This is a genomic window from Cohnella mopanensis (genome assembly GCF_022352055.1).
Lineage (GTDB): Bacteria > Bacillota > Bacilli > Paenibacillales > Paenibacillaceae > Cohnella > Cohnella mopanensis.
Genome location: NZ_JAKRWM010000010.1, coordinates 309704 through 332419, shown reverse-complemented (window position 1 = coordinate 332419; position 22716 = coordinate 309704). Strand labels below are relative to the sequence as shown.

Sequence of the window (22716 nt, the reverse complement as noted above, 5' to 3'; positions counted from 1 at the left end):
AAGCTGCAATTATGGAATCCAAGGAGGAGACAATAATAATGGCCCAGTCGCCTGATCAATATTTTGACGAATTATATAAGGCAGATACCGATCTTGAGCGGGTGAACGCAAGTATTCAAGCTGCCGGAATGCCGGACATCTCAGTGGCGCCGGGTTATGGCCGTTTGCTTACTTTTCTCGTATCGCTGTCGAAAGCTCGCTCTATACTAGAGATTGGGGCGCTTGGGGGGTATAGCGGAATTTGTTTGGCGAGAGGCTTGCCGACAGAAGGGAAGCTGGTTTCCCTCGAACTGCGCCAAGAGTATGCGGATATCGCCAAAGCGAATATGGCTTCTTCCGGTTTAGGGCACTTCGTGGACTATCGGGTCGGAGACGCGTCGGCTAGTATAGCGCGGCTTCGGGAAGAGGGGGCGCGATTCGACTTCTTCTTTATTGATGCGGACAAAGAAAATTACCCTCATTATTTAGAAGAGTGCATTCTATTAGCGAATGAAGGCGCGATTATCGCCGCGGACAATACGCTTCTTCGAGGTAAAACGATCGATGAAGCCAGGCAAGGGCCTTCGGTGCTGGCGATCCGACATTTCAACCGGACGATTGCACAGGATCCAAGACTAACCGGTGTCCATCTGCCTGCTTACGATGGACTTGCATTAGCTCAAATTAGAACAATATAAAGAAAACGCAGTCATTTAAAGAACCTCTAGAATTGGATTTTCAATCCTATTCTAGAGGTTTTTTGCTATACATTATGCTTTTTTAATACAAATCTAATATTTAATTAATTTTGTACTAACATTCAACCCAATAAAATTACGGGTTTCCTTTTTGTGGATTTAATCTGAACGGAATTTCAAACATTGAAAATAGCGTTTTACAAACACGGCAACGAAAATGAATTTATATTCATGAACAAAGAATGAATATGCAAAAAATAATTGATTTATGTAATCATTATGTCACTTAAACTTACGCAACGGGTTATTAATCATGTCGTTGGAAGAAACTCTCATTGCAAAATCCGAACGATATATAGTAGGATGACTTCTGTTCCGTAAAATTCAGTCTGATCGGTGCATATAACCTACATTGGGGACGATGTTCCGTCTCAGGAGTTGAAGTTTGCGGAGGAGTGGAATTGTCGTTTTTTCAATATTGGAAATATTGGCAATTTTCAGTCAAAGACATGGGGGACATGCAACGAAAGATGCATAGAAGCTATGGAAAACAGCAATGATAGTCAGTAAAAATATGGGGAGGCAACAGAATGAAATTCAAGAAAATTTTCTCGGCTGCAATGGCAGTCACGTTAGCCGGTACGCTGTTAGCGGCGTGCAGCAACGACAACAAGAACTCCGAACCTTCTGCTTCGGGATCTACGGGCTCCGGAACAGGCAGCAAACAAGAGCTGGTTATGAATTATCGCGCCGATCCTCCGGCACTAGACGTATCGATCGCGGAAAGCGCCGCATCGTTCACGATTCTCGGAGCAATCAGCGAAGGCTTGTATCGTTTGGACAAAGACATGAACCCAGAACCGGCACTCGCGGCGGAATTGCCGACGATCTCCGAAGATGGTTTGACTTATACAATTAAACTGCGTGACGGTCTTGTATGGGCGGACGGATCGCCTTTGACGGCAAAAGATTTCGTTTATTCTTACCAAAGAACGCTTGATCCAGCAACGAAGGCATCTTACGCTTTCATTCTGACATGGCTCAAAGGCGGACAAGCTGTACAAGATGCCAAAACACCTGAAGAATTGAAAACGGCTCAAGAAAACCTCGGCGTTAAAGCGATTGACGACAAAACGCTCGAAATCACTTTGGATATCCCTCGTGCTTACTTCACGGCACAGCTTGCATTCTTGAACTATTACCCGCAAAAACAAGAGTTCGTTGAAGCTCAAGGAAGTAAAAGCGGCGCAGATGCGGACAAAGTACTTGGCGCTGGTCCGTTCGTCCTGACGAAATGGGATCACGAGCAACAACTGGTGCTTGAGAAAAACCCGAAATATTGGGATGCAGCCAACGTGAAGCTGGACAAAGTAACTTTGAACATCGTTAAAGATACTTCAACCGGCTTGAACTTGTACGAATCCAAAAAAACGGATTACGCAGATATCAAAGGCGACCAAATGAAGCCTTATGAAGGTAAAACAGAGCTTCACCGCAAGAGCGAGCTCGTTACCGGTTACTTGAACTTCCAACAAACGAAAGTACCTGCTTTCGCTAACGTTAAAGTTCGTCAAGCGCTCAGCATGGCAATCGATCGTCAAGGTCTAGTCGATGTCGTTCTGAAAAACGGTTCTGTAGCATCTACAGGTTATGTACCGAACGGCAACAGTGACGGTAACGGCGAGGAATTCCGTAAAGTCGTAGGCGACACTGAAGTTGCATTCGATGCTGCTAAAGCAAAAGCCTTGCTTGCTGAAGGTTTGGCAGAAGTTGGCATCACTTCCTTGCCGCAATTGTCCGTGATCGGCGACGATACGGAGACAGGCAAGAAAATGCTCGAGTACCTCGTTTCCCAGTGGAAAACGAATCTTGGCATCACAGTGCTTGCAGAACCATTGCCTCACGCAACTCGTCTTGAAAGAGAGCTTGGCAAAAACTACACGATCGTTTCCACGCTGTGGGGCGCAGACTACAATGACCCTATGACATGGCTTGATATGTACGTTTCCGGCGGTCCTTTCAATACGCAAGATTGGAAAAACGCGAAGTACGACGAATTGATCAAAGGCGCTGAAAAAGAGCTGGACAACAAAGTACGCGCTGAAAAAATGCATGAAGCAGAAAAAATCCTGCTTGAAGAAGCAGCGGTATTCCCACTGTTCTTCCGCTCTTCTCCGTTCTTGATTAAAGACAAAGTAGAAGGCTTGATCTTGCCTCCTTACGGTCCTGACTTCGAATTGAAATGGACTTCGATTAAGTAATCTGAAGCTCCGTTCACTGAGAACGATACATGCCGTACATTCAGTACAAGGAACAATCCATGAAAGAGGCCGTTGCTAGAACGGCTTCTTTCATGTCGATTGTAGGGCATAGGAAAATTATTCATTCCCGGAAAGGAGGATTTCAACGTGCTGAACTACGTGCTGCGTCGTTTGATCTATATGATCATTACGTTATGGGTCATCATTACGGCCACTTTTTTTCTCATGAAGCTACTGCCGGGAAATCCTTTTGGAGAAGTCGCTGCAAAGCTGCCTCCAGAGAACTTGGCGATACTGAAAGCCCAATATGGCTTGGATAAGCCTGAATGGCAGCAGTATTTGCAGTATTTGGGCAATGTCGCTCAAGGGGATCTAGGCGTATCCTATCAATTCCCGACCCGTTCAGTCGTTAGCGTAATCAAGCAATCGTTCCCGGCCTCCTTAGAGCTCGGAGTAGAATCGCTTGTTATTGCGATTATTATTGGTTTAACCCTTGGGATCGTCGCCGCTCTACGGCATAACAAATGGCAGGATTACTCCGCCATGATTATTGCTCTTATCGGCATTTCGATTCCTTCATTCGTGCTAGCTCCGTTGTTATCTCTTTATATAGGTAACAAATGGGGAATTCTCCCTCCAGGCTTGTGGGAAGGTCCCGAGAATCGCATTTTGCCGGCTTTCGCGCTTGCGCTTGGAACGATCGCCACGCTCGCAAGGATGATGCGCGCTTCCATGTTAGAGGTAGCGAGCTTGGATTATATTAAAACAGCGAAATCAAAAGGGCTTTCGACACGGAAAATCGTGACGGGCCACATGTTACGAAATGCGATATTGCCAGTTGTAACGATTCTAGGACCCATTGCCGTCGGCGTCATTACCGGTACTCTCGTTGTCGAGAACGTTTTTGTCATCCCGGGCTTGGGCTATCAATTCGTAAGCTCCATTACAACGTTAGATTATACGATGATTACTGGACTGACTATTTTCTATGCGGCGATTCTCATCGTTGTTATGTTCCTAACCGATATTGCCTACGGCCTTATCGATCCAAGGATTCGTATGTCGGGGAGGAGGTAAACGATGGAAAGCCTATCGAAAGACAAGTTTCAACCAGCTGAGAAAACGACAAACGCAGAGTCCATTGTGCGGCCATCCTTAACTTATTGGCAGGATGCGTGGAGGCGTTTGAGATCTAATAAAATGGCCATGGCGGGATTGATCATTCTGGTCCTGATGACGATATTGGCCATATTTGCTCCAATGTTCAGCAAGTTTGATTACGAGACGCAATATTTGAAAGATATCGATCTTAAACCTTCTTGGGGCCATTTCTTCGGAACGGATGACTTCGGGAGGGATTTGTGGACCCGTGTGTGGTGGGGGACTCGTATTTCCTTGCTCATCGGGGTAATCGCTGCTTTGATCGATCTAGTCGTAGGCGTACTCTACGGCGGGATTTCGGCTTATTTTGGCGGGAAAGTGGATAATGTCATGCAACGGATAGTCGAGGTTATTTACTCCATTCCTTTGCTGTTGCTTGCCATTATTCTGATTGTTTTCCTTGGGCCAGGCATTAGCTCCATCATTATCGCCTATGCCTTAACAGGCTGGGTTGGAATGGCGCGTCTGGTGCGGGGACAGCTTCTTCTCGTGAAGGAACAGGAATTCGTTCTAGCTGCGCGTACGTTAGGAGCAAAGCCTAAGCGAATCATTCTGCAGCATTTAATCCCTAACGTAATCGGATTGGTAATTGTGCAGATCACTTTTATCGTACCTACGGCGATTTTCTTCGAATCGTTCCTGAGCTTTATCGGGGTCGGCATTCGTCCTCCTATGGCGTCTCTAGGTAACTTGATTAACGATGGTGCTCATTATATGAGGTATCAGCCTCACCGGATCATATTCCCGACGATCGTATTTAGTTTAATCTTGCTTAGCTTTAACGTGCTTGGCGACGGATTACGAGATGCTCTCGATCCGAAAATGAGGAAATAAGGAGGGCTGCCGAATGGGTAAACCCATACTTGAGGTCAAAAATCTTCGCGTATCCTTCAAAATGTATGCCGGTGAAGTTCAGGCGGTACGTGGCGTCTCCTTCACCGTAGATAAAGGGGAAGTGCTTGCGATCGTAGGCGAATCCGGTTGCGGTAAATCCGTAACCGCGCAGACAATCATGAGATTGATCCCGACTCCGCCCAGCTATATTAAAGAAGGATCTTCCATCTTGTTCGACGGCAAACACGAAATCGCTAAAATGACGGAGTCCCAGATGGAGCGCGTGCGCGGAAAAGATATGGGGATGATCTTCCAAGATCCGATGACATCTCTAAATCCGACTATGACGGTCGGGGCGCAAATCTCCGAAGGCATTCGCAAGCACAACCAGAAGGTGAGCAAAGCCGAAGCGTTTAAGCGGTCTGCCGAATTGCTCACTCTCGTAGGAATGTCGAATGCGGAAGAGCGGATTCAGCAGTATCCGCATGAGTTGTCCGGCGGGATGCGTCAACGGGTGATGATCGCATTATCGCTCGCTTGTAATCCGAAGCTGTTGATCGCGGATGAACCGACAACCGCTCTGGACGTAACCATTCAGGCGCAGATCATCGATTTGTTGCGCGATATTCAAGAGAAAACCGAAACCTCCATTATCCTGATTACGCATGACTTAGGCGTTGTGGCCGAGATGGCCCATAAAGTTATCGTTATGTATGCAGGCAAAGTGGTGGAGAGAGGTACGCTTGACGATATTTTCTATAATCCTAGACATCCTTATACTTGGGGATTGCTTCGTTCCGTTCCTCGGCTCGACAGCGATAAGAATAACGAGCTAGCCTCGATTCCGGGTACGCCGCCGGACTTGTATGCGCCGCCGGTTGGCTGCGCGTTCGCGGCTCGTTGCCCCTATGCGATGAAAGTGTGCAAAGAGATCGACCCTGAACACTTCGAAGTGTCGGCGGATCATAGTGCGGCATGCTGGCTCAATCATCCGGACGCTCCCGAGGTAGAAATGCCCGTTGGAATAGGGAGGGGATCACATGGCTGAAGATAAAATTTTAGAAATAAAAGATTTGCAGAAGCACTTTCAACTAAGCGGTAATCGAGTGCTTAAGGCGGTTGACGGCTTGAACTTCTCGATTAATCGGGGAGAGACGTTCGGTTTGGTCGGAGAGTCGGGTTGCGGTAAGTCGACGACAGGCCGAACGATTATCCGCCTCTATGAGGCTACCGGCGGGGAAGTTTTGTTTAACGGCAAAGACGTACAGAAGATGAAAGGCGCCGACCGGAACCAATTCCATCGCGACATGCAGATGGTGTTCCAGGATCCTTACGCTTCTCTGAATCCGCGTATGACCGTCGGTAAAATCATTGCCGAAGGCATCGAGATTCACGGGCTCTACTCCGGTAAGGAGAAGAAGGAGCGCGTCAATCAGTTGCTTAGAGACGTTGGCTTGAGCGAGGAGCATGCGGGACGGTTCCCGCATGAATTCTCGGGCGGTCAACGCCAACGGATCGGGATCGCGCGAGCGCTCGCGATCGAGCCGCAATTCATTATTGCGGACGAGCCGATCTCCGCGCTTGACGTTTCGGTTCAGGCTCAAGTCGTAAACCTGTTCAAGAAGCTGCAGAAGGAACGCGGTTTAACTTATTTGTTCATTGCGCATGACCTTGCGATGGTCAAGCATATTTCCGATCGGATCGGCGTTATGTACTTGGGCAAACTGGTCGAGGTGGCAACGTCCGATAAGTTGAACGAGAAACCGATGCACCCTTATACGCAATCGCTGCTGTCGGCGATTCCGATTCCGGATCCCGATCTGCAGAAGGCGCGCAAGCGGATTATTCTTCAGGGCGAGATTCCGAGCCCGTTGAACCCGCCTAGCGGCTGCCCGTTCCGTACGCGCTGTCCGCATGCTATGCCGGAATGCGCGGCGACAATGCCTCCCTTCAAGGAAGTCGAACCGGGCCATTTCGCGGCTTGCCATTTGCTCTAATTAATAAACTAAGCCCCAAGTCTAGTGACTTGGGGCTTTTTGGTATTCAATAGCGGTACTGCGTGCCTCTATATTCTCGATGTGCCACGTCAACTACGCATTCACGTCCCAATAGCGGCATTCCCTGCCGTTATTCCACCGTAACCAACTTTGTAGAGCCCATTAGCGGCACCGCGTGCCGCTATATTCTCGATGTGCCACGTCAACTACGCGTTCACGTCCCAATAGCGGTATTCCCTGCCGTTATTCCACCGTAACCAACTTTGTAGAGCCCAATAGCGGCACTGCGTGCCTCTATTTCTATGATAGGCCGCCTTGCGATGATAGCGGCACTCCCCAGACTGTGCCGCCCCCCAGATTAATCCACTCGAATCGGATAGAGGCGATGCCGACCGTTCATATAAGGACGCAGAGCCTCTGGAATATGAATCGATCCGTCCTCGGCTTGATGATTCTCGATCAGAGGGATCAGAATGCGAGGGCTCGCGACGGCCGTATTGTTGAGCGTATGGCAGAAACGTAAATTCCCATCGTCGTCACGGTATCGAATATTCGAGCGGCGCGCTTGGAAGTCGTGCACATTCGAAGAGGAATGGGTTTCGCCGTACGATTGACGGCTAGGCATCCAGGTTTCGATATCGTATTGTTTGTAGGTTTTCTGCGACATGTCGCCCGAACATACGGCCACTACCCGATAGGGAAGCTCGAGCCGCTGCAGAAGCTGTTCCGCGTTAGCGGTAATCTCGCTAAGCAGGCGGTCTGACAAATCGGCATCCGCCTCGCACAAGATGACTTGTTCCACTTTGGCAAATTGATGGACGCGGTAAAGGCCTTGAACGTCTTTGCCGGTCGATCCGACCTCGCTACGGAAACAGACGGACGCGGCAGCCAGTTTGATCGGCTTAGCCGCATCGACGATCTCGTTGGCATGATAGGTGATGAGCGGCACCTCCGAAGTTCCGATCAGAAATTTGTTCTCATCTTCGATCCGGTATACTTGATCTTTGCCCAGCGGGAAAAATCCCGTATTGTACAGTGTCTCCGGACGAACCATCAATGGCACTTCCAGCAGGGTGAAGCCTTGGGCGAGGAGTAGATCAACCGCGAGCTGCTGGACGGCGCGATGCAGGAGAGCGCCGTCGCCTGTCAGGTAATAATTCCGCGTACCCGCGGCTTTCACCCCTCGAGGAACGTCGATCATCCCGTGAAGCTCTCCTAACGCGACGTGATCCTTCATCCAGAGATCCATCGTCCTTGGCTCGCCGACCCGACGGATTTCCACATTGTCCTTATCCGATCGTCCGACGGGCGTATCTGGAGAGACGATATTCGGTACGAGCATCATTAATTCGTGATATCGCCGTTCCGCAACCGCCAGCTCGGTCTCCGCCAATCGCAAACTCTCGTTCACTTGCTTAGCCTCTTGTTTTTTTTGTTCCCTCTCGCGCTCATTCGATTGGAGCGCCAATTCCGCAATCCGCTGCGATAGCTTATTTCTCGTTTCCCTTAGTCCTTCCGTTTCGGTGATCAGCGAACGCCGCTTACCGTCCCATTCGAGCAGATCCCGAATCGATACGTCGATCCGCTTCGCGACCGCCGCTTCCTGAACCGTGTCCGGATGTTGCCGAATCCATTTGATGTCCAACATGTTACCGCGCTCCTTTAGGATAAAATGCAAAAAAACGCCCTCGTCTCTATGGGACGAGGAGCGTTTAATTCTCGCGGTGCCACCCAAATTGACCGAACAGCCGAACTGTTCGATCCGCTTTAGTTCCGCTGTAACGTGCGGCTACGGTTGACTTAGGGAGATCGTGACCTGGAGTCTATCGATTTCCTTGACGGGAACGCCTCAGAGTTGGATGCTCTTCATAGGCATGATTACGATGATGAAGTTTGTTGTAGTATATCGTAATCGCCTCACCCGATCAAGCGGGAAAAAGATGGCATTCGCCAATTTAAGAGAAGCCGGATTGACATCTCGTTGCGCATCGTTTAAAGTGATTCAAACGATGTTAATAAACAAGTAGCAATGAAGGGAATCAGTAGCGTTCGTCCAACGCGTTACAGAAAGCCGGCGGTCGATGCAAGCCGGTACGCGAGCAAGCGCGAATTACGTCCTGGAGCATCTTGAACCGAAACCGTACCGGTACGGAAGGACAAGACGGAAGTCGGCCGTTATTCGACGAGAGTGGAGAATGCGCAAGCGCGCGTTTTCAATTAGGGTGGTACCGCGATGACTCGTCCCTGTCTATTGACAGGGCGGGTCTTTTTTAATTCCAGAACAAAGGGAGCGATAGGCAATGACGAATTCAATTACGCCAGAACTGAACAAGGGTTTGCTGGAGGAACTGGAATACAGAGGCTTAATTCACCAAATGACTAACCGCGAGGGTCTTCAAGAAAAGCTGAACCAAGAGCGGGTCGTACTCTATTGCGGATTTGATCCGACTGCGGACAGTTTACACATCGGGCATCTGCTGCCGATTTTGATTTTGCGCCACTTCCAGAGAGCTGGACATAATCCGATCGCGCTTGTCGGCGGAGGTACGGGCATGATCGGCGACCCAAGCGGCCGTTCGGCGGAGCGCTCGTTGAATACGGCGGATACGGTAGCGGGCTGGACGAACAGATTGAAGGATCAGCTTTCCCGGTTTCTCGATTTCAATCCCGACGTTAATTCCGCGAAGCTGGTCAGCAACTACGATTGGTTAGGATCGCTAGACGTCATTACTTTCCTTCGCGATATCGGCAAAAACTTTACCGTCAACTACATGCTTGCCAAGGACTCGGTCGATTCGCGTCTAGCCAACGGGATTTCCTTCACGGAGTTCAGCTACATGATCCTTCAATCCTACGACTTCTATAAGCTGCTTACGGATCACGGCTGTACGCTTCAAGTAGGCGGAAGCGATCAATGGGGCAACATTACGGCGGGGCTTGACCTGATCGGCAAAATGGGCGGAGGCGACGCCTATGGGATGACAGTGCCTCTCGTTACGAAGAGCGATGGGAAGAAGTTCGGCAAATCCGAATCCGGCGCGGTTTGGTTAGATCGCAACAAAACATCGGTGTATGCCTTCTACCAGTTCTGGATCAATACGGACGACAACGATGTCATTAAGTTCTTGAAATATTTCACTTTCTTGGACCAAACGCGCATCGCCGAGCTCGAGGCCGAGCTTGCCGAGCGTCCGGAGAAGCGCGAAGCGCAACGCGAGCTAGCGCGCCAAGTGACGAGCCTCGTACACGGCGAAGAAGCTGTCGTGAGCGCGGAGAAGATCACGCAGGCGTTGTTCTCGGGAGACGTGACCCAGCTTAGCGAGGCAGAGCTCGTAGAAGCGCTGCAAGACATGCCGACTACGATCGTCTCGGGCCAAGAGGAAATCGCGTTGCTGGATCTTCTGATCGAAGCGAAAGTCGCCCCTTCGAAACGTCAAGGCAGACAGGACATCGAGAGCGGCGCGGTGTACGTGAACGGGCAGCGGCAACAAGACGTTGAATTCGTCGTGACGAAGGAACAGCGTCTGCATGACAAATATGTCGTGCTTCGCCGCGGCAAGAAAAACTACTACCTGGTTAAATTCGAGTAGACTTTCGTTGGACTTAAAGCGCAAAGCGCAAAAAAAGAAGCCGATTCCCCAACGGGATCAGCTTCTTTTTTTACGAGTTCGGGGATTAACCCCTCCGTACTGGCCGACTTTGCCGCGACGACCGTAAGGCATATGTAGCCCATAGACAAGTCATAAACAGTAAAGCGCCCGAGAGGATGAACAAACCTTCGATCCCGATGAAACCCGACAACGCGCCGCCCATGATCGGTCCCATCATATTGCCTAGGCTGAGCGCGCTGCTATTGAAGCCGAAGGCTCGGCTTTCCATACCGTCTGGCGTATATCGGCGAACGAGCGAATTCACGGTCGGTATGAGTCCGCCCATGAAGCAGCCGAGCAGGAACCGGAACACGAGCAGTTGTCCGACGGAGCCGACGAAAGCTTGAGGAATGAGCATGATCGCCGCGCCTGCCAACGATACGAGCAAAATGCGCGATGCCCCGATCCGGTCGCTTAACCGTCCAAGCACAGGGGCGCAGATCATATTCGAAATACCGGTTACCGAGCCTACGAATCCGGCGTAGAACGCCAGGTTCTCTGTCGTGCCGTGCAAATCTTGAACGTACAGCGGAATAAGCGGCATCGGGCTAAGCATGGCGAACTGGATCAGGAACGTTACGGTCAGCAATACGGGCAGTTGCCGGATGACCATCAAGTCGCGAAATCCTTTGATTACGCTCATCTGTTTTTTGAGCGCGGCTGCCGTGCGATCGAAATTTTCTTGGACCAATAGCCATGAAATCGCCGATGCAAGGAACAATAACGATCCGGTAATATAGAAAATCGGGCGATAACCGAAGTTATCCGCCAGTAATCCGCCAATGAAAGGACCGAGTATCGTCCCGGCGGTACCGCCGGATTGTAAAGTACCCATCGCGAAGCCCATTCGGTCCTTCGGCGTCGTTGCGGATACGAGCGAGACTGCTGCCGGCGTAAAGCCGGAGATGACCCCGTTTAGCATCCTCAGCGCGAGCAGGTGCCATGGCGCGGTGGCGAAGCCCATCATCACCATAACGATAGACATTCCGAATCCCGAACGCAGCAGCATCATTTTACGCCCGTATTTGTCGGAGAGCTTGCCCCATAAGGGCTGAAACAAAAATGAGGTAATAAAGTTGGCCGCGAAGATAAATCCCGCCCATACCCCAATTTCATGCTTGTCGGTTAATCCGAGGTCTTGCTGCAAATATAATGAAAGAAAGGGCATGATCATAGTCATCCCCGCCATTACTAGAAAGTTCCCGCACATGAGAACGATAAGATTAATTTTCCAACGTTGCATCCGCTGCTCCTTTCCCCTGACTTACTTCTGTATGGTTAGTATATCATAGGCTAATCGGGCGCCTAATAACAGCATTGTCAAACTATTGTCATACTCCGCAAGGCGTCTGAGGTTGTTCGGGCGGTGTAAAAGGGGCATAATGAAAGCAATGAAAGACAATCTGTTACATAAATGAGGCAACCCTAAATGACGAATAACGATCTATTCCTGCGAGCATGTCGCGGAGAGACGGTTGAACGCATTCCAGTGTGGTATATGCGCCAAGCCGGACGATACGATCCAGATTATCGTAAAATAAAAGAAAAATACTCCTTGCTGGAAATTTGCAAGCAACCGGAGCTAGCGGCAGAAGTGACGTTGATGCCGATTCGGAAGCTCGGAGTAGATGCAGCGATCTTGTATTCCGACATCATGAATCCTGTAGCTTCTATCGGAATCGACTTCGATATCGTCAAGGATGTCGGACCGGTCATCCACAATCCCGTAAGAAGCGCGAGCGACGTGGATCGTCTGACTCCTATCGACGTGGAAGGCGATCTAGCTCACGTGATTGAAACGATCAAGATTTTGGATCGCGAGCTTACTGTCCCGCTAATTACGTTTGCAGGGGCACCGTTTACGCTTGCGAGCTACATCATCGAGGGCCGTCCGAGCAAATCTTACATTCGGACGAAAGCGTTAATGTATAGCGAGCCTAAGGTTTGGCATCGTTTAATGGGCAAGCTTGCCGAGATGGCGGCTACCTATTTGCGTGCGCACATCCAATCTGGAGCGAAAGCCGTGCAGCTATTCGATAGCTGGGTAGGCTCTCTTGCGCCTCACGATTTTAAAGAATTCGTACTGCCCCATGTGGAAAGTATTTTCGCGAACTTATCCGATTTGGACGTTCCCAAAATTTATTTCCCGGGAGTTAGCTCGGGAGAACTGCTTCCGCATCTGACCGAGTTGAAGGTTAACGTCATCGGCTTGGATTGGCGGGTTCCTTTGTCCGAAGGCAGACGCCGCATAGGCCATAAATTCGCGATTCAAGGAAATCTCGATCCTTACGTGTTGACAGCACCGACCGAAGTCATTCATGAGCATGCCCGTAGATTGCTAGACGAAGGGATGAAGGAGCCTGGTTTTATTTTTAACCTGGGACATGGATTGTACCCGGAAGCTTCTTTGGATAAATTGCGGGAATTAACGGATTTCATTCATCTATATAGCGAGCAGCAGCTTGCGGCGGGGGTAAATTCATGAGCGTGACGGCTAAGAACGCTATCGGAATACTCGTAATGTCCTATGGAACGCCGGAAAGCCTTGAAGGCATCGAGGCCTATTACACGCATATTCGCAGAGGACATCCTCCTACGGCGGAGCAGCTTGAAGATCTCACGAGTCGTTATCAGGCCATTGTCGGCGGCGTGTTCCCGCTTCGGGAAAATACGAACGGTCAAGTTGCCGCACTTCAACGGACACTGGACGAATTGGCCGGCGAAGGAGTTTACGTGTGTTACCAAGGCTTGAAGCATGCAGCGCCTTATATCGAAGACGGCGTCGCGGCTATGGCAGCGGATGGCATTACGGAAGCGATCGGAATCGTACTGACGCCTCAATACTCCGTTATGAGCGTCGGCGGTTATATGAAACGTGCGCAAGAGGAAGCGGAGAAATGCGGTATCGCTTTTAAAGCGGTACAAGAGTATCACTTGCATCCCGAACTGATCGATGCGTTGAGTAAACGGGTCAAAGACGGGCTGGAACGGCTTGGCGACATGCGCGAAGAAGCGTTAGTGTTATTCAGCGCGCATAGCCTGCCGGCGAAAGTGCTGGAAATGAAAGATCCGTACGCGGACCAATTGCTGGCTACTTCCGCTGCGGTTGCCAAAGCCGCTGGAGTGGACAAGTGGCAATTTACTTGGCAGAGCGCCGGACAGACCGGACAGCCTTGGCTCGGACCGGATATTCTCGAAACGTTGGAACGACTAAGTTCCGAGGGGGTAAAGTCGGTACTCGTAACGCCAGTCGGATTCGTGTCGGATCATCTTGAGGTTCTGTACGATATCGATATCGAGGCGCGGAAATTCGCGGAGGAACGCAATATTCGCTTAGAGAGAATTCGTATGCTGAACGATGACCCTCAATACATGGCCGCCTTGGCGGATACGGTTATCGGATTAGCGAACGGGAGGACGAATTGATGGAACAACAAATTCGCCGGGTGGCGGTGCTAGGCGGCGGTATTACCGGCCTTAGCGCCGCCTTTTATTTACTTAAGCTCGCCAAGGAGCGCGGGGAGAAGCTTGAAGTAACGGTGCTCGAAGGATCAAACCGTTTGGGCGGCAGAGTGAACACGTTAAGGCGGGACGGTTACGTTATCGAGCGTGGCCCGGATTCTTTCCTTGCCCGGAAGCTTCCGATGATCGAGCTTGCCAAGGAGCTTGAGATCGATGGGGAACTAACGGGAACGAATCCGTTAGCCAAGAAAACCTACATCTCACTGGATGGCCAGCTTCATCCGATGCCGGAAGGCTTAACGCTCGGTATCCCATCCGATCAGGAGAAGTTCATGCGGACGGATCTGGTTTCCGAGGAAGGGAAGCTGCGTGCTTTGGAGGATCTGGAAATCCCTGCCGGAGACGTAACCGCAGACGAAACGGTCGGAGATTTTCTGGAACGCCGGATGGGCAAGGAAATGGTCGAGCGGATATTCGAGCCGCTGCTCGCGGGCATTCACGCGGGCGACTTGTATCGTCTAGGGTTGGAAGCGACTTTTCCGCAATTTAAGACGATGGTGAAAGAGTTCGGTAGCTTAATCGCGGGCACAAGAGAGGCTCAACTCGCGGCTGCGAAAGCGAAAGCGCACTCTGAGGCGAAGCAGGATGCGGGCGGCGGTGTCGCAGCCGGAGTTGTTAAAGATGCTGGCTCTGGGGAAGGATCCGGGGCTACTTCCGTAGCCTCGGCTTCTTTACCCGCTTCCGTATTCATGACGTTCCGCAACGGTTTATCAACCGTTATTGAAGCTCTCGAATCGAGATTGCAAGCGGAAGGCTGCTCTATACGGTTGGGAGCCCAAGTGGAATCGCTGGAAAATGTTGCTGTTGCAGGTGAGGGTGCATATTCGCAAGGACGTTATCAGCTTCGACTATCCGACGGTTCGACGGTCGAAGCAGACGATGTTCTATTAACTTTACCCGCATACGCAACGGCAGAGTTGCTTACGCCTCATGTCGATGTGTCCGCGTTAACGAACATTCGTTACATTTCCGTCGCTAACGTCGTCCTTGCCTATGACGAGGTTGGATTTAATCAGGACCTCGACGGTTCAGGGTTTCTCGTGCCGCGTGGGGAGCATAGGCATATCACGGCAAGTACTTGGACTTCATCCAAGTGGTTGCATACCGCGCCGGAAGGCAAACGTCTCATTCGTTGTTACGTCGGTCGAGCCGGGGATGAGAAAGGCGTAGAATTGAACGATGCCGTCTTGGCGGGTGTCGTCCAGCGAGATTTGCAGGATCTAACGGGTCTTACCGCGACGCCTGAATTCGTCGAGATCACGAGATTGCGCCATTCCATGCCGCAGTATCCGGTCGGACATCTGGACGCCATCGCTACGTTCCGCGATAGCCTGGTTGATCAGCTCCCCGGCATTCATGCGACGGGCGCCGCATTCGGCGGCGTCGGCTTACCAGACTGTATTGCCCAAGGTAAGCATGCCGCACAACAGATTCTAGATAGGTGATCTCCAAAGTAGCTCAAAAGCCCGTGTAGTCCGGTAAAACCTAACTGCAGCGCTCCAAAGTAGTTCAAAAGCCCGTGTAGTCCGGTAAAACCTAACTGCAGCGCTCTAAAGTAGCTCAAAAGCCCGTGTAGTCCGGAAAAACCTGACTGCAGCGCTCCAAAGTAACCTAAATGCCCGTGTAGTCCGGAAAAACCTGACTGCGGCGCTCCAAGTAGCTCAAAAGCCCGTGTAGTCCGGTAAAACCTGACTGCAACGCTCTAAAGTAGCTCAAAAGCCCGTGTAGTCCGGCAAAACCTGACTGCGGCGCTCCAAAGTAACCTAAATGCCCGTGTAGTCCGGCAAAACCTGACTGCAACGCTCTAAAGTAGCTCAAAAGCCCGTGTAGTCCGGAAAACCCTGACTGCGGCGCTCCAAGTAGGTCAAAAGCCCGTGTAGTCCGGAAAACCCTGACTGCGGCGCTCCAAGTAGGTCAAAAGCCCGTGTAGTCCGGAAAACCCTGACTGCGGCGCTCCAAGTAGGTCAAAAGCCCGTGTAGTCCGGAAAACCCTGACTGCGGCGCTCCAAGTAGGTCAAAAGCCCGTGTAGTCCGGAAAACCCTGACTGCGGCGCTCCAAGTAGGTCAAAAGCCCGTGTAGTCCGGAAAAACCTGACTGCGGCGCTCCAAAGTTGCTTAATAGCCCGAGTAGTCCGGTAAAACCTAACTGCAGCGCTCCAAAGTAACCTAAATGCCCGTGTAGTCCGGAAAAACCTGACTGCAGCGCTCCAAAGTAGCTCATAAGCCCGTGTAGTCCGGTGAAATCTGACTGCGGCGCTCCAACGTAGCTCAAAAGCCCGTGTAGCCCGGTAAAACCTGACTGCAGCGCTCCAAAGTAGCTCATAAGCCCGTGTAGTCCGGTGAAATCTGACTGCGGCGCTCCAACGTAGCTCAAAAGCCCGTGTAGCCCGGTAAAACCTGACTGCAGCGCTCCAAAGTAGCTCATAAGCCCGTGTAGTCCGGTGAAATCTGACTGCGGCGCTCCAACGTAGCTCAAAAGCCCGTGTAGTCCGGTAAAACCTGACTGCAACGCTCCAAAGTAGCTCAAAAGCCCGTGTAGTCCGGTGAAATCTGACTGCGGCGCTCCAAAGTAGCTCAAAAGCCCGTGTAGTCCGGTAAAACCTAACTGCAGCATATAAAAGTAGCTCAAAAGCCCGTGTAGTCCGGCAAAACCTGACTGCAGCGCTCCAAAGTAGCTAAAAAGCCCGTGTAGTCCGGTAAAACCTGACTGCAGCGCTCCAAAGTAACTCAAAAGTCCGTGTAGTCCGGTAAAACCTGACTGCTGCGCTCCAAAGTAGCTCAAATACCCATGTAGACCGGTAAAACCTGACTGCAACGCTCTAAAGTAACCAACCTGCCAGTAGCGGTCCGTCCAAACCTGACTGCAGCGCACCCTCGCGATTAACCAGCTTCTCGAGGGTTGTCATGGCGCATCACGTAAGGATAGAATAAAGTAATCCTTTTATTTGACTATCGATTCCTATCTTAATTTCATTTTCATTAATTCATAGAGTCACTTATAGTAAGTATCTTGAGCTCAGTCGGAGGCAGCGCCATGGACAGGTCGGCGGTTATTTTGGCCGGGGGGCAAGGGAGACGAATGGGCGGCGTGAACAAGGCGTTGCTCCTCGTTGGCGGGGAGACGATCATCGAGCGCCAGCTTCGGGCCGTGGAACAATGGACGGATGAAGTCATAATCGTGTCCAATGATGAGGGGCTCCGAGCACGCTTGCCACAAACCTCGAACCTTCGAATCGTACCCGATTCGTACAAGGGAGAGGGACCGCTAGCGGGGCTCCATGCTGGCCTTACCGCAGCAACTCGTCCGATTGTCTGGGTCGTAGGCTGTGACCAACCCTTTCTCGATGTTGCGTCGGCAGTTTATCTGCAAGAGCGCTTGATCAACGGCTCTTATCAAGCGGCGCTACCTCTCATTGGCGGCAGGCTGCAGCCGCTGCACGCCCTCTATCGCAAGGAGGCGGGAGCCGTTGCGGAGAAGCTGCTACAGGCGGGAAAACGCAAGTTCATGGCTTTGCTGGACCAGATCGATTGGTGCGAGATAGAGGAAAGAGAATTTACGAACGAAGGACTATCTTTAACATTTACGGAAGATATCGATACGCCCGAGCAGCATGCGAAAGCGAATTTTCAGCTCTTGAATCGTCACCGCTATCCCCGGGAGCAATAGTAGATTAAGTTTACCGTTATATATTGAGTAACTTCTTAAAGGAGCCAAGTCCTTCATGCAGCCCGTTGACAGCCTTGATCGATTTCGTCGCACAGCTCTGCAACCGGAAGATGCTCAGAAGCTTATCCTTGAACGCATACATCCGCTTCCCGCCGAGCAAGTGCCTCTAGCCGACGCTTGGGGACGGCGATTAAGCGAGGCTCTTATCGCGCCTCATCCTTTTCCTCCGTTTCGTCGGTCGGGGATGGATGGCTATGCGGTTCGATCAGTCGATTTGGAGCAGTCGACGATAGCAAGCCCTGCCGAGCTACGGGTGCTGGAATCGTTACCGAGCGGAGTCGTGCCCAAGTATCCGGTCGGATCAGGACAGGCGACCCGCATCATGACGGGAGGAATGGTTCCGGAAGGCGCGGATGCCGTCGTGATGTTGGAAATGACCTCAACCCTCACGAGGGATGGACAACCGTATGTCCAGATCGGCAAAAGCATTCCTCAAGGTTCTAACGTAGCTGATATCGGCTGTGAAATAGAGCAAGGAGCCCTACTTCTGACCGAAGGAAAAGTAATCGGAGCGGGAGAAACGGGCCTTCTTGCTTCATGCGGATATGCGAAAGTTACCGTCTCGAAGAAACCGCGTGTCGCGATACTCTCAACCGGAAGCGAGCTGCTTGAGGTCGACGAATCGCTGGTCCCGGCCAAGATCCGCAACAGTAACGCTCCGATGCTTGCCGCACTGGTCAGGGAATGCGGCGGAGAGCCCATTATGCTAGGTAAAGTACCGGACGATGCAGAAGCGGCGCAAGCTTTGGTTCGCCAAGGATTGCAGACGTGCGATATGCTACTGACTTCAGGGGGTGTATCCGTCGGGGATTACGATGTGATGGTAGACGTGCTGGCCGCTCCCGAAGTAGAGCTGTTATTCAACAAAATCGCGATGCGCCCAGGCAGCCCGACAAGCGCGGCTATCGCAGGCAATAAGCTGCTTCTTGCGCTCTCGGGCAATCCAGGGGCTTGCTTCGTCGGCTTCCATTTGTTCGCCGCTCCTGCTTTAAGAGCGATGTTAGGGGTACGAAGGCAAACCACTGCAAGCTTCAAGGCTTATCTCGGCGAACATTTTCCTAAAGTGAACGCCTATCGCAGATTTATTCGGGCTCGAACAGAGCTGCGCGACGGGACGGTATGGGTGACCCCGACCGGTGACGACAAGTCCAGCCTGATGACCACGATCGTGGACGCCGATTGCCTGATCGAGATTCCTCCGCTGAAAGAAGGCTTAGAGAAGGGACATCTCGTAACGGCTTGGCGTTTGAAATAAAGGTAGCATGTAACCCGTTGGAGAGACGAGGGATAAGCCTATGCAGATCGTACAGATCGTCGGATACAAAAATGCCGGAAAAACGACGCTAACGTGCGCATTCGTCCGGGAGTTCTCCGCGCAGGGGATAAGGGTTGGTACTTTAAAGCATGACGCGCATACATTCGAACCCGATCTTCCGGGTAAAGACACGTGGCAGCATCGGCAAGCAGGTGCCCACATCACGGGGATTACATCACCCTCCCGCACGGCATGGGTCCAAGAACAGTCGACGCCAATCGAGCGATTGGTGGCCGGGATGGAAGCGGAATCGGTTCAATTTTTGGTCATTGAGGGATTTAAGCAAGCTTCTTATCCTAAAGTCGTACTTCTCCGTAGCGAAGAGGATGCTAATCTCTTCTCCCTACCTAACGTCATAGCCGCAGCGATCCGCGAACCCAATCGAGCGATAGAGGATATCGCGATAACAAAGTCCGTTCCTTTATTCGTCCAACCGGATGTTACGTCTTTTACTCCGTTGATCACCTACGTACAAAGGGTTACGCTATAGGATCGAGCACAAACATGACGAGATCGCTCACACATTCGTCCAGGTGAATGTGTTTTTTTATTTTAGGGCAAGCGAAAGGAATCGCAATTATGAATGTTCATCTAGATTATTTCTCGCGTAAAGAAACCGAAACGGGAGTCGTCCTTAACGAGGTTCAGCGGCAAGCCGCATCGCATACGGACGGTGCCTTGCTATTACTGGCTTCTCCGGGCTCGGGGAAAACGACGACTTTGATCATGCGCATCGGGTACTTAATCGAAGCGAGGGGAGTAAGGGCGTCGCGCATTAAGGCAGTAACCTTCAGCAGGGCATCCGCTCAGGACATGAAAGTACGGTTTAATCATTTGTTCCCGACGCTGCAGCAACAAACCCCTGATTTCTCTACGATTCATAGCTTCGCCTTCGAGGTAGTCAGAGAGTATTTTCATGGGAAAAGAATGTCCTACCGGATGATCGAAGGGGGATCCGACGGTGAGAACGAACAATGGGGCAAAACGAGAATATTGCGCGACATCTACAAACGAACGAATGGCGATCACCCCACCGATGACCAAATGGAGGAGCTTACGAGCTACATTAGCTTCATCAAGAACAAGCTTATTCCTCATGATCGGTTGTCGCTAGCCAAGTGTGACGTGCCCAAGGCGGAAACGATATACAAGGAGTACGAGAAGTTCAAGCAGACCGGGACGGCTCAATTATTGGTCGATTACGATGACATGCTCACGATCGCGAACGAAGCGTTATCGATGGAACATGCGCTTCTAAACAAATTCCAACTCCGATACGACTATATCCTGACCGACGAAAGCCAGGATACGTCCCTAGTCCAGCACGCGATCGTGGAGAAGCTTGTTAGGGCACATGGTAACCTGTACGTCGTGGCGGATGACGATCAATCGATCTATACTTGGCGCGCGGCCGAGCCTCAATATTTGCTCGATTTTAAGCAGGCGTATCCGCAAGCCTCGATTCTGAAAATGGAGCAAAACTACCGGTCATCCCCCAACATCGTGGATATCGCCAACCGTTTCATCAAGCGCAACAAAAACCGATACGACAAAAATATGTTCACGCGTAATCCGGAGCATAGACCCATTGCGATCACGGAGCTTCCCGATTACAAATATCAAGCTAAGTACATCGTCGAGAAAATCTCGGACAGGAACGACCTGAGCGAAGTAGCCGTGTTATACCGCAACAATTCCTCTTCGATCATGCTGATGAACGCTTTAGATCGGGCGGGGATTCCCTTTTACATGAAAGACGGGGACAACCGTTTTTTCTCCCATTGGGTCGTCGAGGATATATTGAATTTCATGCGTATGACGTTTAACGATAAAAGACCGGATATTTTGGAAAAAATTCATGCCAAATTCAACGGTTATATTACGAAACAGCAAATGGCTGCGTTGATGGCGTTGAGCACGGACGCGGATATGTCGGTGTTCGATCGCCTGCTCAAGCACGTTCCTTTGCAAGAGTATCAGATTAAGCAGCTGGAGGCGGGCAAAGAAACGTTCGTCCAGCTGCAAGGAGCGCAGCCGCTTGCCGCTATACGGACCATCCGCGAGAAGCTCGGTTACGATAAAGCCATCGAGAAAATGTGCGAGCGTCTAGGATTCCGCAAAGAATATTTGATCGGAATCCTCAATACGCTGGAGGAAATCGCGGAGCCGCTCGACACGATGGAGGATTTCGCCAAGCGGTTGAAGTTTCTTGAGAAGTCCATGAAAGCTTCCAAGTCGAATAAGAAGGGAAGCGCGGTCACCTTGTCCACTCTTCATAGCGCCAAAGGCTTGGAATTCAATTACGTCTATATGGTGGACTTGGTCGAAGGCATTTTGCCTTCCAACGAAGATATCAAGAAATACGAGAAGGATCAGCTTGACGGAATGGAGGAGGCGGTAAGGCTCTTCTATGTCGGAATGACAAGAGCAAGGAAAGAGCTAGAACTGTTAAGCTACAAAATAAGGGACGGAGAGCAAGTCAAACCTTCGCAGTTCGTTACGGACGTGCGTAATATTCAAAACCCGCCTAAGGAAATCGGGAAACCGAACCTGGCGGGCAAACCTGCAATAAAGCAAGCCGGACAAATAAGGCCACCCGTTCCGTACAATCCGAACGCGATAAGGGATTCGAAACAGTTCGCCGTGGGGAGTAGAGTTAAACATCGCGTTTTCGGCAGCGGGGATATCGTCCTGATCCTCGGGGATAGCGTCGAAATCCGGTTTCAGTCGGAGACGAAACGGTTGTCGGTAAATATCTGCATCGAGATGGGACTGCTCGAACCGGATGCTCATGATCCGGTCGAACGGTAGTGGCGTACGCCAATTTTCCAGATGAACAAACATGGGATGAGGAAGGCGCACCCGGCAAGAGGCGTCAGCATATGGATAAGCGGATTTCCTTCCGATTTGCCCAGAATGAACAACAACGGCAAGTAATTGACGCACCCGAACGGGATAATGTACGTGAAGAAGCGGGACACCCATTTCTGATAAATGTTCAAAGGATATTGGGCCATCTCTCTGCCTCCGTCCGTGAAGATGTTGGCGATCTCCAGTCCTTGGATGGTCCAGAAGCACATCGCTGCCATCAGGATGAATATTCCCGCGAATATGAATACTCCGCTAGCAATCATGAATAGCAAAGTCAGTGCTTTCATGACGGTCCATTCCACTTGAACTTGACTGATTGCCCAAGCTAACACAAGAGCGCTCTGCAAGAGCCTTCCGACGCGGGTGAATTCGAATTTGGAACCAAGCACCTGAAGTATGGTGCTTCTAGGCCTTACGAGTAATCGGTCGAACTCCCCATTCACGACAAGGCTGGAGAACATGTCGAATCCTCGAGCGAAGCATTCGCTAATTGAGAATGCCATATGGATGACGCCGAAAGTCAGGGCAACTTCGTAGAAATCCCAGCCTTTGATCTGACCGAATCGTTCGAACATGAAATAAAGTCCGGCGAAGACGGAGAACGGGATGAAGAACTGGCCGAACGAGAGCAGCCAGAAGGAAGTCCGATACTGCATTTGGGATTTGAACAAGATGAGCAAGTATTTGCCGAACAATCGCAT

At 51.0% G+C, this 22716-nt stretch carries 18 protein-coding genes and 1 other annotated feature; of the genes, 14 read left to right on the top strand and 4 right to left on the bottom strand.

The window, feature by feature from the left end:
- Window positions 1-38: 38 nt before the first annotated feature.
- The 6 genes from L3D05_RS17460 (at window position 39) to L3D05_RS17435 (ending at window position 6930) form a co-directional block, all read left to right on the top strand.
- Entirely contained in the window at window positions 39-677 is a 639-nt protein-coding gene (locus tag L3D05_RS17460; protein WP_239617581.1) for an O-methyltransferase, read from the top strand.
- A gap of 590 nt (window positions 678-1267) precedes the next feature.
- Window positions 1268-2938 carry a peptide ABC transporter substrate-binding protein gene (locus L3D05_RS17455; protein WP_239617580.1) on the top strand — a complete coding sequence of 557 codons (1671 nt, stop codon included), beginning with the start codon at window positions 1268-1270 and terminating at the stop codon, window positions 2936-2938.
- A 147-nt stretch (window positions 2939-3085) separates the two neighbouring features.
- A complete protein-coding gene (locus L3D05_RS17450) occupies window positions 3086-4015 on the top strand; it encodes an ABC transporter permease (protein ID WP_239617579.1) in 930 nt (309 codons plus the stop codon).
- A 3-nt stretch (window positions 4016-4018) separates the two neighbouring features.
- Entirely contained in the window at window positions 4019-4933 is a 915-nt protein-coding gene (locus L3D05_RS17445) for an ABC transporter permease (RefSeq protein WP_239617578.1), read from the top strand.
- A 13-nt stretch (window positions 4934-4946) separates the two neighbouring features.
- Complete coding sequence (locus tag L3D05_RS17440) at window positions 4947-5981, top strand: ABC transporter ATP-binding protein (RefSeq protein WP_239617577.1); 1035 nt, start codon at window positions 4947-4949, stop codon at window positions 5979-5981.
- Window positions 5974-6930: an ABC transporter ATP-binding protein gene (locus tag L3D05_RS17435; RefSeq protein ID WP_239617576.1), complete on the top strand. Its 957-nt coding sequence runs from the start codon at window positions 5974-5976 to the stop codon at window positions 6928-6930. The genes L3D05_RS17440 and L3D05_RS17435 overlap by 8 nt, the downstream gene beginning before the upstream one ends.
- A gap of 358 nt (window positions 6931-7288) precedes the next feature.
- Here the strand turns inward: L3D05_RS17435 and serS are convergent, their stop codons facing one another.
- On the bottom strand, window positions 7289-8578 hold the full coding sequence (gene serS, locus L3D05_RS17430) for a serine--tRNA ligase (RefSeq protein WP_239617575.1): 1290 nt from the start codon (window positions 8576-8578) through the stop codon (window positions 7289-7291).
- Window positions 8579-8950: 372 nt separating this feature from the next.
- Window positions 8951-9179 (top strand) — a binding site (T-box leader).
- Between the two features lie 51 nt (window positions 9180-9230).
- Between serS and tyrS the strand changes: the two genes are divergently transcribed.
- Entirely contained in the window at window positions 9231-10520 is a 1290-nt protein-coding gene (tyrS, locus tag L3D05_RS17425; RefSeq protein ID WP_239617574.1) for a tyrosine--tRNA ligase, read from the top strand.
- Window positions 10521-10605: 85 nt separating this feature from the next.
- Here the strand turns inward: tyrS and L3D05_RS17420 are convergent, their stop codons facing one another.
- Complete coding sequence (locus L3D05_RS17420; protein ID WP_239617573.1) at window positions 10606-11823, bottom strand: MFS transporter; 1218 nt, start codon at window positions 11821-11823, stop codon at window positions 10606-10608.
- 186 nt (window positions 11824-12009) lie between these two features.
- Between L3D05_RS17420 and hemE the strand changes: the two genes are divergently transcribed.
- From hemE to hemG, 3 genes are read left to right on the top strand one after another with little or no spacing between them, the layout of a single operon-like run.
- The gene (hemE, locus tag L3D05_RS17415; protein WP_239617572.1) at window positions 12010-13065 is read left to right on the top strand and encodes a uroporphyrinogen decarboxylase; all 1056 of its coding nucleotides are present in this window, start codon (window positions 12010-12012) and stop codon (window positions 13063-13065) included.
- On the top strand, window positions 13062-14006 hold the full coding sequence (hemH, locus tag L3D05_RS17410; protein ID WP_239617571.1) for a ferrochelatase: 945 nt from the start codon (window positions 13062-13064) through the stop codon (window positions 14004-14006). Before hemE ends, hemH begins: the two co-directional genes overlap by 4 nt.
- Complete coding sequence (gene hemG, locus L3D05_RS17405; RefSeq protein ID WP_239617570.1) at window positions 14006-15547, top strand: protoporphyrinogen oxidase; 1542 nt, start codon at window positions 14006-14008, stop codon at window positions 15545-15547. Before hemH ends, hemG begins: the two co-directional genes overlap by 1 nt.
- A 569-nt stretch (window positions 15548-16116) precedes the next feature.
- Here hemG and L3D05_RS17400 read toward each other — a convergent pair.
- Window positions 16117-16917: a hypothetical protein gene (locus tag L3D05_RS17400; protein WP_239617569.1), complete on the bottom strand. Its 801-nt coding sequence runs from the start codon at window positions 16915-16917 to the stop codon at window positions 16117-16119.
- A gap of 219 nt (window positions 16918-17136) precedes the next feature.
- Between L3D05_RS17400 and mobA the strand changes: the two genes are divergently transcribed.
- The 4 genes from mobA (at window position 17137) to L3D05_RS17380 (ending at window position 21955) form a co-directional block, all read left to right on the top strand.
- On the top strand, window positions 17137-17769 hold the full coding sequence (gene mobA, locus L3D05_RS17395) for a molybdenum cofactor guanylyltransferase (RefSeq protein ID WP_239617568.1): 633 nt from the start codon (window positions 17137-17139) through the stop codon (window positions 17767-17769).
- Between the two features lie 55 nt (window positions 17770-17824).
- The gene (locus L3D05_RS17390) at window positions 17825-19084 is read left to right on the top strand and encodes a molybdopterin molybdotransferase MoeA (protein WP_239617567.1); all 1260 of its coding nucleotides are present in this window, start codon (window positions 17825-17827) and stop codon (window positions 19082-19084) included.
- Between the two features lie 40 nt (window positions 19085-19124).
- Window positions 19125-19634, top strand: a complete 510-nt coding sequence (mobB, locus tag L3D05_RS17385) for a molybdopterin-guanine dinucleotide biosynthesis protein B (RefSeq protein ID WP_239617566.1) — start codon at window positions 19125-19127, stop codon at window positions 19632-19634.
- An 89-nt stretch (window positions 19635-19723) separates the two neighbouring features.
- Window positions 19724-21955 carry an ATP-dependent helicase gene (locus tag L3D05_RS17380; RefSeq protein WP_239617565.1) on the top strand — a complete coding sequence of 744 codons (2232 nt, stop codon included), beginning with the start codon at window positions 19724-19726 and terminating at the stop codon, window positions 21953-21955.
- Here the strand turns inward: L3D05_RS17380 and L3D05_RS17375 are convergent.
- Window positions 21934-22716 carry an ABC transporter permease gene (locus L3D05_RS17375; RefSeq protein ID WP_239617564.1) on the bottom strand — a complete coding sequence of 261 codons (783 nt, stop codon included), beginning with the start codon at window positions 22714-22716 and terminating at the stop codon, window positions 21934-21936. The two genes, L3D05_RS17380 and L3D05_RS17375, sit on opposite strands and share 22 nt — an antisense overlap.